11 protein-coding genes are annotated in these 12,553 nt (G+C 72.1%); 5 read left to right on the top strand and 6 right to left on the bottom strand.

Features of this window, described 5'->3' with window-relative positions; translation table 11 throughout:
- Window positions 1-18: 18 nt before the first annotated feature.
- Window positions 19-321: a DUF4232 domain-containing protein gene (locus ABTX62_RS15520; RefSeq protein ID WP_352116649.1), complete on the top strand. Its 303-nt coding sequence runs from the start codon at window positions 19-21 to the stop codon at window positions 319-321.
- Here the strand turns inward: ABTX62_RS15520 and hemB are convergent.
- Window positions 315-1,313, bottom strand: coding sequence for a porphobilinogen synthase (hemB, locus tag ABTX62_RS15525; RefSeq protein WP_352116650.1), 999 nt, complete (start codon window positions 1,311-1,313; stop codon window positions 315-317). The two genes, ABTX62_RS15520 and hemB, sit on opposite strands and share 7 nt — an antisense overlap.
- Window positions 1,314-1,504: 191 nt before the next feature.
- Between hemB and ABTX62_RS15530 the strand changes: the two genes are divergently transcribed.
- The gene (locus ABTX62_RS15530) at window positions 1,505-2,893 is read left to right on the top strand and encodes an FAD-binding oxidoreductase (RefSeq protein ID WP_352116651.1); all 1,389 of its coding nucleotides are present in this window, start codon (window positions 1,505-1,507) and stop codon (window positions 2,891-2,893) included.
- A gap of 24 nt (window positions 2,894-2,917) precedes the next feature.
- On the opposite strand, the gene ABTX62_RS15535 is transcribed toward ABTX62_RS15530, so the two are convergent.
- The 5 genes from ABTX62_RS15535 to ABTX62_RS15555 all read right to left on the bottom strand — a co-directional run bounded on the left by ABTX62_RS15535 (window position 2,918) and on the right by ABTX62_RS15555 (window position 8,729).
- Complete coding sequence (locus ABTX62_RS15535; RefSeq protein ID WP_352116652.1) at window positions 2,918-4,624, bottom strand: bifunctional uroporphyrinogen-III C-methyltransferase/uroporphyrinogen-III synthase; 1,707 nt, start codon at window positions 4,622-4,624, stop codon at window positions 2,918-2,920.
- A complete protein-coding gene (gene hemC / locus ABTX62_RS15540; RefSeq protein WP_352116653.1) occupies window positions 4,621-5,616 on the bottom strand; it encodes a hydroxymethylbilane synthase in 996 nt (331 codons plus the stop codon). Before hemC ends, ABTX62_RS15535 begins: the two co-directional genes overlap by 4 nt.
- Window positions 5,613-7,385, bottom strand: a complete 1,773-nt coding sequence (locus tag ABTX62_RS15545; RefSeq protein ID WP_352116654.1) for a glutamyl-tRNA reductase — start codon at window positions 7,383-7,385, stop codon at window positions 5,613-5,615. Before ABTX62_RS15545 ends, hemC begins: the two co-directional genes overlap by 4 nt.
- Window positions 7,382-8,146, bottom strand: coding sequence for a redox-sensing transcriptional repressor Rex (locus ABTX62_RS15550; RefSeq protein WP_283973282.1), 765 nt, complete (start codon window positions 8,144-8,146; stop codon window positions 7,382-7,384). Before ABTX62_RS15550 ends, ABTX62_RS15545 begins: the two co-directional genes overlap by 4 nt.
- Before the next feature lie 313 nt (window positions 8,147-8,459).
- The gene (locus tag ABTX62_RS15555) at window positions 8,460-8,729 is read right to left on the bottom strand and encodes a glutaredoxin family protein (RefSeq protein ID WP_352116655.1); all 270 of its coding nucleotides are present in this window, start codon (window positions 8,727-8,729) and stop codon (window positions 8,460-8,462) included.
- A gap of 173 nt (window positions 8,730-8,902) precedes the next feature.
- Between ABTX62_RS15555 and ABTX62_RS15560 the strand changes: the two genes are divergently transcribed.
- The 3 genes from ABTX62_RS15560 (at window position 8,903) to ABTX62_RS15570 (ending at window position 12,424) form a co-directional block, all read left to right on the top strand.
- A complete protein-coding gene (locus ABTX62_RS15560; protein WP_283973280.1) occupies window positions 8,903-9,820 on the top strand; it encodes an HAD family hydrolase in 918 nt (305 codons plus the stop codon).
- A gap of 349 nt (window positions 9,821-10,169) precedes the next feature.
- Complete coding sequence (locus ABTX62_RS15565) at window positions 10,170-10,940, top strand: ECF subfamily RNA polymerase sigma factor, BldN family (protein WP_030840376.1); 771 nt, start codon at window positions 10,170-10,172, stop codon at window positions 10,938-10,940.
- A gap of 236 nt (window positions 10,941-11,176) precedes the next feature.
- Window positions 11,177-12,424 carry a DUF5667 domain-containing protein gene (locus ABTX62_RS15570; RefSeq protein WP_352116656.1) on the top strand — a complete coding sequence of 416 codons (1,248 nt, stop codon included), beginning with the start codon at window positions 11,177-11,179 and terminating at the stop codon, window positions 12,422-12,424.
- Window positions 12,425-12,553 lie beyond the last annotated feature (129 nt).

The raw sequence follows: 12,553 nt of genomic DNA on the forward strand, positions 1-12,553 counted from the left end.
GCAACCTCACCTACTACGGTGCTGCGCTTCGACGAGATGCAGTGGGTCCCGCAGCCGATCAAGGACTCCAAGCCGCAGGCCGTCACGACCCTGGCCCCCGGCGAGTCCGGCGACGCGGGCGTCTCACTGTCGGCGGCCGACGGCAGCGGCGAGTGGAGCACCACGGGCCACAAGCCCACGGTCGGCTTCCAGTGCCGCACGCCCCACAGCGACGGCGGCCCCTCGGCGCTCCCCGCCCTACCCGCCAAGGGCGTCTCCTACGACAGCACCCTGACGGTCACCTACTGGCTGCACGACATGGACGACGCGCTGACCTACTGATCCTTGAGCTTCTGGGCCGCTTCGGTGGCCCAGTAGGTCAGGATGCTGCGCGCACCGGCCCGGCGGATGCCGGTCAGCGTCTCCAGGATCGCCCGGTCCCGGTCGATCCAGCCCTTCTCGGCGGCGGCCTCGACCATCGAGTACTCGCCGGAGATCTGATAGGCGGCCACCGGCACGTCCACGGCGTCCGCGACCCGGGCGAGGATGTCCAGGTAGGGCCCGGCCGGCTTGACCATCACCATGTCGGCGCCCTCCTCGAGATCGAGGGCGAGCTCACGCAGCGACTCCCGGGCGTTCGCGGGATCCTGCTGATAGGTCTTCCGGTCCCCCTTGAGCGACGAGCCGACGGCCTCCCGGAAGGGCCCGTAGAAGGCGGAGGCGTACTTCGCCGTGTAGGCGAGGATGGCGACGTCCTCCCGCCCGATCTGGTCGAGGGCGTCGCGGACGACCCCGATCTGCCCGTCCATCATCCCGCTGGGCCCGACGACATGGGCGCCGGCGTCGGCCTGTACCTGGGCCATCTCGGCGTACCGCTCCAGGGTCGCGTCGTTGTCGACCCGCCCCTCGGCGTCCAGCACCCCGCAGTGCCCGTGATCGGTGGTCTCGTCGAGACACAGATCGGACATGACGAGCAGATCATCGCCGACCTCGGCCCGCACGTCCCGGAGGGCGACCTGGAGAATCCCGTCCGGGTCGGTGCCAGGCGTCCCGAGCGCGTCCTTCTTCGACTCCTCCGGCACGCCGAACAGCATGATCCCGGAGATCCCCGCCGCGACCGCCTCCGCGGCGGCCTTCTTCAGACTGTCCCGGGTGTGCTGCACGACCCCCGGCATCGCCGCGATCGGCACGGGCTCGCTGACGCCCTCCCGCACGAAGGCCGGAAGGATGAGGTCAGCGGGGTGCAACCGGGTCTCGGCGACCATCCGACGCATCACGGGGTTGATCCGCAACCGCCGCGGCCGAGTACCGGGAAATGATCCGTACGTCGTCATGGCCTCTACGCTACGCCCGCCCCAAAAGCCCGGATGCCGACGCGATGTCGGCGTGCTCGCGCCCCGCCGGGCAGACTCACCGCCCCGCGATGCGCCCGCCACTCCCCAGGTCCATGCTGAGAACACAAGGACCCCGACGGCCCACCGCGTCGCCGCCGCCGTCCCTCCGTATCCGCCCCACGGAGGACGCGATGACCGCCCCCCACCGCATGCCCGACCTCTTCGCCCTCTCGGAGATCAACGGCCCCGTCGTCCGCCCCGGCGAACGCGGCTACGCCGACGAAGTCACCGGCTTCAACCTGGCCGCCCTGCACACCCCCGAGGTGGCCATCGGGGCGACCGGCCCCGACGACATCGTCACCGCGATGCGCTGGGCCGCCGCAACCCACACCCCCGTCGCCGTCCAGGCCACCGGCCACGGCGCGAACTTCCCGATCGAGCACGGTCTGCTGATCAACACGTCCCGCATGACGGACGTCCACGTCGACCCCACCACCCGCACCGCCACCGTCGCCGCGGGCGCGAAGTGGAGTCATGTCATGGCCGCGGGCGCACCCCACGGCCTGGCCGGTCTGTGCGGCACCTCCACCGACGCGGGCGTCATCGGCTACACCCTCGGCGGCGGACTCCCGGTCCTCGGCCGCGCTTACGGCTTCGCCGCCGACCTGGTCCGTTCCTTCCAGGTCGTCACCGCGGACGGGCGCCTGCGCGAGGCGGATCCCCGGCACGAACCGGAACTGTTCTGGGCGCTGCGCGGCGGCAAGGGCAACGTGGGCGTGGTGACCTCACTGACCACCGAACTGCTCCCGCTCCCCCGCCTCTACGGCGGCGGCCTCCACTGCCACGCCGAACACACCGAGGCCCTGCTGCGGGCCTGGACGGACTGGACCCGCACCGTCCCCGACGAGATGTGCAGCATGTTCTCGGTACTGCGCCTGCCGCCCATCCCCCAGATCCCCGAGCCGCTGCGCGGCGGCTTCTGGGCCCGGGCCGCGATCGCCTGGCCGGGCGACCCGGCCGAGGGCGAGGCACTGATCGCGCCGCTGCGCGCAGCCGCCCCCGTGGCCGTCGACATGGTCGAGGAGATGGACCACGCGGCCCTGGACCGCATCCACATGGAGCCCCAGGACCCGCTCCCGGCACGCGAGTGCTGCCTGCTCCTGCGCGACCTGCCCCAGGACGCTCTGAGCACCTTCCTGGAACAGGTCGGGCCGGCAGCCGGCGCGGAACACCCGCTGCTGGTCGCCTCACTGCGGCACATGGGCGGCGCCCTGGCCCGCCCGTCGGCCGTCGAGGACGCCGTCTGCGCCCGCGACGCCGGCTACTTCATGGAGTCGGTCGGGATCATGCCCGCACCGCCCGTGGCCGAGGCCGTCGAACAGGCGACGCGCCGCCTCTACACCGCCATGGCCCCGTACGGCACGGGCCGCACCATGGTCAACATCCACGGCACCCCGGGCGACGAACAGGACCGCGCCCGCGCCTGGACCCCCGAGGTGTACGCACGCCTGCGCCACGACAAGGCCACCTACGACCCCGCCGACCTGCTGCGCTACGGCCACGCGGTGACTCCCGCGTAGCCGCGGCGACAGAACCGGACCGGACTACGTCGTCGAACGCCGGCGCCGGGCCCCCGGCCGCCGCTCGCTCGGCCGCGTCACCGGATCCCCGGCCTCCAGGGCCGCCGCCCTGCGCTTGGCGCCGAAGTCGGCCAGGGCTTCGGCCAGCTTGTGGACGGACGGCTCGGGAGCCATCACGTCCACCCGCAGCCCATGCTCCTCGGCGGTCTTCGCCGTGGCCGGGCCGATACAGGCGATCACGGTGACGTTGTGCGGCTTGCCGGCGATGCCGACCAGGTTCCGCACGGTCGACGACGAGGTGAAGAGAACGGCGTCGAACCCGCCGCCCTTGATCGCCTCACGCGTCTCCGCCGGCGGCGGCGAGGCCCGCACGGTCCGGTAGGCCGTGACGTCGTCGACCTCCCAGCCGAGCTCGATCAGCCCGGCCACCAGCGTCTCGGTGGCGATGTCGGCGCGCGGCAGGAACACTCTGTCGATCGGGTCGAAGACCGGGTCGTAGGGCGGCCAGTCCTCCAGCAGACCGGCGGCCGACTGCTCACCACTCGGCATCAGGTCCGGCTTCACACCGAACGCGATCAGCGCCTTCGCCGTCTGCTCGCCGACGGCCGCGACCTTGATGCCCGCGAAGGCACGCGCGTCGAGCCCGTACTCCTCGAACTTCTCCCGCACCGCCTTGACCGCGTTCACCGAGGTGAAGGCGATCCACTCGTAGCGGCCCGTGACGAGCCCCTTGACCGCGCGCTCCATCTGCTGGGGCGTGCGCGGCGGCTCGACGGCGATCGTCGGCACCTCGTGCGGCACCGCCCCGTACGACTGCAGCTGGTCGGAGAGCGACGCCGCCTGCTCCTTCGTCCGCGGCACGAGCACCTTCCAGCCGAACAGCGGCTTGGACTCGAACCACGCGAGCTGGTCGCGCTGGGCGGCGGCGGAACGCTCACCGACCACGGCTATCACCGGCCGGCCGCCGTCGGGCGAGGGCAGCACCTTGGCCTGCTTCAGCGTCTGCGCGATCGTGCCGAGCGTGGCGGTCCAGGTGCGCTGCCGGGTGGTGGTGCCGGCGACGGTGACCGTCAGCGGGGTGTCCGGCTTGCGTCCGGCGGAGACCAGCTCGCCGGCCGCCGCGGCGACGGAGTCCAGCGTCGTGGAGACGACGACCGTGCCGTCCGACGCCCCGACCTCCGTCCAGCACCGGTCCGACGCCGTGCGCGCGTCGACGAACCGCACGTCCGCGCCCTGCGCGTCCCGCAGTGGCACACCGGCGTAGGCGGGGACGCCGACCGCGCTCGCGATACCGGGGACGACCTCGAAGGGCACCCCGGCGGCGGCGCACGCCAGCATCTCCTCGGCGGCGTACGTGTCGAGTCCGGGGTCCCCGGACACCGCACGCACGACCCGCCTGCCGCCCCGTGCGGCCTCCATGACAAGATGTGCGGCATCCCGCACCGCGGGGACGGGCGCGGTGGTTGACGTGCCGTCAACTACCGTCAGCTGGGGCGCTCCTGCGCCCGGAGCCGGATCCTGGGAAGGATCCGTGTCCGTGTGCACCTCGGAGACGCCCTGCCTGGCGTGCTGACGTACGACGTCGAGCACCTCGTGCTCGGCGACGAGGACGTCCGCGTGCGCCAGCGCCTCGACGGCGCGCAAGGTCAGCAGTCCCGGATCTCCGGGTCCGGCACCCAGGAAGGTGACGTGCCCGTGGTCGGGACCGGCGGAAAGGGCGGTGGGGCTCACTGTGCTCGCTCCCCCATCAGACCGGCCGCGCCCTGGGCGAGCATCTCGGCCGCGAGTTCGCGACCGAGCGCCATTGCCCCGTCGTGCGTCTCGGGCACGGGACCGGTGGTGGACAGCTGCACCATGCGCGTGCCGTCGGTGGTGCCGACGACGGCGCGCAGGCGCATTTCCTTGACAATCTGCCCGTCGGCCTGGGGGTCCCCCCGCTCGAGCGGAGCCGAGAGTGGGGGAAGGTCGGCCAGCGCACCCACAGGGGCGCTGCAACCGGCCTCCAGGGCGGCGAGCAGTGATCGCTCGGCCGTCACGGCGATCCGCGTGAACGGGTCGTCGAGTTCGGCGAGCGCGGCGACGAGGTCCGCGTTGGCCGCGGTGCACTCGATCGCCAGGGCCCCCTGGCCGGGGGCGGGCAAAACCGTGTCGACCGACAGGAAGTCGGTCACCTCATCACCGCGGCCGATCCGGTTCAGCCCGGCGGCGGCCAGCACGACGGCGTCGAGCTCTCCGCTGCGCACGAACCCGATGCGGGTGTCGACGTTGCCGCGGATCGGAACCGTCGCTATGTCCAGCCCGTGGCCGCGGGCGTACGCGTTGAGCTGCGCCATGCGGCGCGGCGAGCCCGTACCGATGCGGGCCCCGGAGGGCAGGTCGGTGAACTTCAGCGCGTCCCGGGCGACGATCACATCCCGCGGGTCCTCCCGGACGGGCACGGCGGCCACGACCAGGTCGTCGGGCTGTGTGGTCGGCAGGTCCTTCAGCGAGTGCACCGCGAAGTCGACCTCGCCCGTGAGCAGCGCGTCGCGCAGGGCGGTGACGAACACGCCGGTGCCGCCGATCTGGGCGAGCGCCTCACGCGAGACATCGCCGTACGTGGTGATCTCGACGAGCTCGACGGGCCGCCCGGTCACCCTGGTCACGGCCTCGGCCACCTGCCCGGACTGGGCCATGGCGAGCCTGCTGCGCCGGGTACCGAGCCTCAGCGTCTTGTCGTTCATGCCGGCCCTCGGTCTTTCTCGGTGGTGCTGTCCTCGGCCCGGGAGACGGCGGCAACCGTCTCGGGGTCGAGGTCGAACAGGGTCCGCAGCGCGTCCGCGTACCCGGCGCCGCCGGGTTCGGCCGCGAGTTGCTTGACCCGCACGGTCGGCGCGTGGAGCAGTTTGTCGACCACGCGCCGCACGGTCTGAGTGATCTCCGCTCGGTGTTTGTCGTCGAGGCCGGGCAGCCGCCCGTCGAGCCGGGCGATCTCGCCGGCCACGACATCGGCGGCCATGGTGCGCAGGGCGACCACGGTCGGTGTGATGTGCGCGGCCCGCAGTGCTGCCCCGAACGCCGCGACCTCGTCGGAGACGATACGCCGGACCTGGTCCACATCGGCAGCCATCGGAGCGCCCGCGGAGGCCTCCGCCAGCGATTCGATGTCCACCAGCCGCACCCCGCCCAGCCGGTGCACGGCCGCGTCGATGTCGCGCGGCATCGCCAGGTCCAGCAGGAAGAGTACGGGCTCGGGCCGCTGCGGCTCCTCGACCGGCTCGGGCCGGCGCCGCTCGGGGATGCGCCCGACGGTGGCGACGGTCGCGGCGAGCGCGGCGATGGCGCCGGTGTCCGCGGCCGGGTCGAGCGTGCCGGCCGTTCCCGGCCGGGCCGGGCCGCCCGCACGCTGGGCGCCGCCCACCGTGCCGTTGTCCACCCAGGCCGCGTGCTGCTCCAGGTCGGCGGCGGCCATTCCGGCCACGGCGGCCTCGCCCAGCACGGAGAATCCGGCGGTGCCCTGCACCGAGGACAGCTCCAGCGGACAGCCGTCCTCGCCGCCGAGGCCGGTGCCCGGAGCACCGCCCCGCTGCGCGCCGGGCCCGGCCGCGGAGCCGGACTCGCCGCCGGGCGCCCCCGGTGCGTCCTCGCCGGACACGGCCCGCGGCGCGGGCGTACGCCCCTCGACCGCGTCCGTGACCGACTCGGCCGTCAGGACCAGGCCGGTGGCGCCGGTGCACGAGACGGCGACGTCGGCACGTGTCAGCTCGGCCGGCACCGACTCCATCGGTACCGCGCGGGCCGCCACGTCCGTGTCGTCGCCCTCCATGAGGATCTGGGCGAGACGCTCGGCGCGGTCCACGGTGCGGTTGGCGACGACGATCTCGGCGACCCCGGCCCGCGCGAGCGTGGCCGCGGCCAGGGAGGACATCGACCCGGCCCCGATGACCAGGGCGTTCTTGCCCCGGGCCCACTGCTGTACATCGCCGCCCCGGGCCAGCTGTTCCAGGCCGAAGGTGACCAGGGACTGGCCGGCGCGGTCGATGCCGGTCTCGGTGTGGGCGCGCTTGCCGACCCTGAGGGCCTGCTGGAACAGGTCGTTCAGGAGGCGGCCGGCGGAGTGCAGGTCCTGCGCCCGGGCCAGGGAGTCCTTGATCTGGCCGAGGATCTGCCCCTCGCCGACGACCATCGAGTCCAGGCCGCAGGCCACCGAGAACAGGTGGTGGACGGCCCGGTCCTCGTAGTGCACGTAGAGATAGGGAGTGAGTTCCTCCAGGCCGACCCCGCTGTGCTGGGCGAGCAGCGTGGACAGCTCGGCGACACCGGCGTGGAACTTGTCCACGTCGGCGTAGAGCTCGATGCGGTTGCAGGTGGCGAGCACCGCGGCCTCGGAGGCCGGTTCGGCGGCGACCGTGTCCTGGAGCAGCTTGACCTGCGCGTCCGCGGGCAGCGCGGCCCGCTCCAGCACGCTGACCGGGGCGCTGCGGTGGCTCAGTCCGACGACGAGGAGACTCATGCCGGCATCACGGCGGGCATGTCCCCCTCGGGCCCCTGGTCGGCGGAGTCACTGCGGGCGGCGGCGGGCGGCAGGGCGCCGTCGGCGTTCGCGGCCTCCTCGCCGGCCTTGCGCTGCTCGTGGAAGGCGAGGATCTGCAGTTCGATGGAGAGGTCGACCTTGCGCACGTCGACGCCGTCCGGCACGGACAGCACGGTCGGCGCGAAATTCAGGATGGAGGTGACACCGGCGGCCACGAGCCGGTCGCAGACCGCCTGGGCGGCACCGGCGGGGGTGGCGATGACACCGATCGACACGCCGTTGTCCTGGATGATCTTCTCCAGGTCGTCGGAATGCTGCACCGGGATCCCGGCGACGGGCTTGCCGGCCATGGCCGGATCGGCGTCGATCAGCGCGGCGACCCGGAACCCGCGGGAGGCGAACCCGCCGTAGTTGGCGAGGGCGGCGCCGAGGTTGCCTATACCGACGATCACGACCGGCCAGTCCTGGGTGAGCCCCAGTTCGCGGGAGATCTGGTACACGAGATACTCGACGTCGTAGCCGACGCCCCTGGTCCCGTACGACCCGAGGTAGGAGAAGTCCTTGCGCAGCTTCGCGGAGTTGACCCCCGCGGCGGCCGCGAGCTCCTCGGAGGAGACCGTGGGAACCGAGCGCTCCGACAACGCGGTCAGAGCGCGGAGGTACAGCGGAAGCCGGGCGACGGTGGCCTCGGGAATCCCTCGGCTGCGGGTCGCCGGTCGGTGAGTTCGGCCAGTTGCCACGGTGCTCCTGCGGGTAGAGCGGGGCTGTAGGCGGTCATACGTCCCTACATGACCGCCCCGTCGAATGCAGGCTATGTCTTTGTGAACGCGTGCACAAAGGTGGTGTCCGATTTGCCCGGTCAACGTGACCGGGGTCACGCGCCCCCGGCGCACGCGCAGGGAACCGGCGCATACGCACCACCGTTCCTTGTCTTTCGGGGGCAAAACCGCACACTCTCCTCAGTGAATCCCGCCCCCGAGACCAAGTCACCATCGATCCTAAGCGACCCGGCGGCCTCTTTGGACTGGTCGGTCAGTCGCTCACGGGGTGGGATCAGTCGGTCAGCGCCTTGCGCAGGCGCCCCTCGTTCACGCGCCAGAACGTGTGCTGACGGCCGTCCACCAGCACGACCGGGATCTGCTCCCAGTACTGGTCGTGCAGTTCCCGATCCTCGGTGATGTCCTTCTGCTCCCAGGGGACTCCGAGATCACCGCACACCTTCTCCACAACGACCTGTGCGTCATCACACAGATGACAGCCGGGCTTGCGGATCAGGGTGACGAGCCGGTCCTGAGGGGGCCTGCGGCGGAAGAGGGGACTCATGTCGGCCATTGTCCCGCGCCCGCGGCCAAGCGGAACCCCCGCGAAAGCGCCAGGAGGCGCGCAAGGCCCGCATCCGCCGAGCGGGGCATCTTCGACGACACGCTTGCCGAGAGTTCACACGGTCCCAACCTCTCGGCTCCGGAACCACCGAACAAAATGGCTATGCTCACGCCATGGCCGCTCTCGGATGGCTCACTCCCCGTAGGCGCTCCGCCACGGCGCGGAGCGTTTTGGCAGGCGAGGCCTCGGCGGAGGCAGCACGCAAGTCCTCACAAGAGGTCGCCGGCTCGACCGAGGAACCGCAGTTCCCGGTCCACGGCGACGACCGGGCCGCCGCCTTCTTCGACCTGGACAACACCGTCATGCAGGGCGCCGCCCTCTTCCACTTCGGCCGCGGCCTGCACAAGCGGAAGTTCTTCGAGACGCGCGACCTCGCGAAGTTCGCCTGGCAGCAGGCGTGGTTCCGCCTCGCCGGGGTCGAGGATCCCGAGCACATGCAGGAGGCCCGCGACTCGGCCCTGTCCATCGTCAAGGGCCATCGCGTCGCCGAACTGCAGTCGATCGGCGAGGAGATCTACGACGAGTACATGGCCGAGCGCATCTGGCCCGGCACCCGCGCCCTCGCCCAGGCCCACCTGGACGCCGGCCAGAAGGTGTGGCTGGTGACGGCCGCCCCCGTCGAGATCGCCACGGTCATCGCCCGCCGCCTCGGCCTGACCGGCGCCCTCGGCACGGTCGCCGAGTCCGTCGACGGCGTCTACACCGGCAAGCTCGTCGGCGAACCGCTGCACGGCCCCGCGAAGGCCGAGGCGGTCCGCGCCCTGGCCGCCGCCGAGGGCCTGGACCTCGGCCGCTGCGCCGCCTACAGCGACTCGCACAACGACATCCCGATGCTGTCGCTGGTCGGCCACCCGTACGCCATCAACCCGGACAGCAAGCTGCGCAAGCACGCCCGCCGGCTGGAGTGGCGCCTGCGCGACTACCGCACGGGCCGCAAGGCGGCCAAGGTCGGCATTCCGGCCGCGGCGGGCGTCGGCGCGGTCGCCGGCGGCACGGCGGCCGCCATCGCCCTGCACCGCCGCCGTCGCTGACCATCCGATCAATCCGGGACACCATCGTGTGCGGGATGACAAACCCCGTCAATCCAACTGGCGTACCCCCACAACCTCGTGTCCAGTCCACTTGGCTGCACACGGCCACAACACGCCCCGGACTCAGCAGCAATCCGAACCGTTTCAATCAACAAGCGTTCACACTCGGGCACTCGATCCGGCGTCAATCGGTTACGGAAGCGACGTAATCGATGATTTGAGCAACTCGGTGTAGCAGTGCCTGCACGAAGCGTTATTCTCCTCAGACGCAATCCGGTACCCCTCCGTCGCTACGACGGGTGAAAGGTCCCGCACTGCTCGTGATGGAAGCTCTGCCTCTGGGAGTCCCGTGTACCCACACGTCGGGGTTGACGCCTCGGGCCTGGCTACGCTGCGTGCAACGGTCCAAGACCTGCTGCGCGGCTTCGTCCCCACCGCGTACGCCGTCCCCGCATTCGCCACCGCCGCGCCCGTAGGCCCTTGCTACGCACTGGCCGACGGCAGCGCCGCGGTCGGCAGACGAGGGCGCCCGTCCGGCGCGGCCACCGCACGCCGGCCTGCCGCTGACAGCGACAGCGCCCGGATGATGGATCTCGTGGAGCGTGCCCAGGCGGGCGAGTCCGACGCCTTCGGCCGTCTCTACGACCAGTACAGCGACACCGTCTACCGGTACATCTACTACCGGGTCGGAGGAAAGGCGACCGCCGAGGACCTCACCAGCGAGACCTTTCTGCGTGCCCTGCGCCGCATCGGCACCTTCACCTGGCAGGGCCGTGACTTCGGCGCCTGGCTCGTCACCATCGCCCGCAACCTCGTCGCGGACCACTTCAAGTCCAGCCGCTTCCGCCTCGAGGTCACCACCGGCGAGATGCTCGACGCCAACGAGGTCGAGCGCTCCCCCGAGGACTCCGTCCTGGAGTCCCTCTCCAACGCCGCCCTGCTCGACGCCGTACGGCGGCTCAACCCCCAGCAGCAGGAGTGCGTGACGCTCCGCTTCCTCCAGGGCCTCTCCGTGGCCGAGACCGCCCGGGTGATGGGCAAGAACGAGGGCGCCATCAAGACCCTCCAGTACCGGGCCGTCCGCACCCTCGCCCGGCTCCTCCCGGAAGACGCCCGCTGACCGCCCCACACAGACGGCGACACCCAACTCACGCTGTGTGAACGTCCGTTGACTTCGGCATCCGATCAGCCGTCGTCCGTAACCCAAGTGCCACGCCGCTCGTTGTGCGGGATGCAGGCTCCCTGTGGTCACCCCCTGGCCGACTCCGATCACTCGATCGTGTGGTCGTGGTCAGGGTGTGCAACCCTCAGGACCCCCTGGGGAGTCGACCGTCATGACGAGAGGAGGTGCCGCCAGTGATCGCGAACGTATCGGCGCACCGGCGGGCGAACGCCTTCGCCCAGGCCCTGGAGGAGCAGTCCGAGCAGGGCACGGCGGCCGAGCAGCCCGAAGGATCGGCACCGGCCCCGGCAGCCGCGGCATCGAGCGAACAGGCCCGCCATCTGGCGCTGGCCTCGGGTCTCGGCGCGTTGCCCAAGCCGGAGCTCGACCCGGAGGTCAAGGTCGTCCAGCGGGCCCAGCTGGTGGCCGCGTTCGAGGCCATGCTGCAGGAGGGCACCGTGGGCGGCGGGGCGACGGACCGCGCGGTCCCCGAGCAGCGCTCCCGGACCCGTGGCGCTCACCGCGCGAGTTCGCTGAAGAAGCTCCGGCCGCGTTCCCGGCTCGCCAGGGGCCTCACCGCGGGCGGACTCAGTGTCGGCGTGGCCGCGAGTGCCTTCGGCGGAGTCTCCGCCGCCAGCTCGGACGCCCTGCCCGGTGATTCGCTCTACGGCCTCAAGCGCGGCATCGAGGACGTCAAGCTCGGCCTCGCCGACGGGGCGGACGAGCGCGGCCGGGTCTACCTCGACCACGCCTCCACCCGGCTCAGCGAAGCCCGGCGCCTGATGGAGCGCGGCCGCAGCGGCCCCCTGGACCACGAGTCCCTCGGCGAGATCCGCCGCGCCCTGTCCGGCATGCGGCACGACGCGTCGGAGGGCCACCGGCTGCTGAGCGAGGCGTACGAGCACGACCCGGACTCCCTCGGCCCCATCCAGGCCCTGTCCGCGTTCTCCCGCTCCCACCGCGAGGCTTGGGGGGACCTGCGTGAACGACTTCCCGTCCAGCTCGGGGACGTCAGCGCGCAGGTCTCCTCGGTGTTCGACGCCATAGAGGAGGACGTCGCCCCGCTGCGTTCCCTGCTGCCCGAGCCCCCGGCCACGAGCGGCGACGACCAGCGGCAGGGCGCGTCCGAGGCGGCCCCCAGCGGCTCCTCCGGCAGCGACCGCTCGACCCGCCCCAGCGACAGCGGCGGCACGCAGAGCGACGAGGGCCGCACCGGCAGTGGCAGCCCCAGCCGCTCGGCGGGCTCCGGCAGCGACAGCGACGGCCTGCTCGGCGGCAACACCGGCGGCCTGCTCGACCCGCCGAAGGACAAGGACAGCGAGGCGAGCACCTCCCCGTCCGCGGAGGGCAGCACGCCGGTCCCCGAGCCGGACGTGACGCTCCCGCCGCTCCTGCCCGGGCTGCTGCCCGGTCTGGGCATCGACGGCGAGGACGCGGGCTAGACGGCCGCACAGCGAGAGCCGGGGGCGCCCCTTGCCCGAGGGGCCGCTCTGCTGGCCCGGTCGCACCGGCTCGGCTCCGATCCCCGGAACACCAACTACGCGGGGGGCAACGCCTCCGCCAAGGGCACC

This window comes from Streptomyces sp. NPDC096046 (genome assembly GCF_040303285.1).
Classification (GTDB): domain Bacteria; phylum Actinomycetota; class Actinomycetes; order Streptomycetales; family Streptomycetaceae; genus Streptomyces.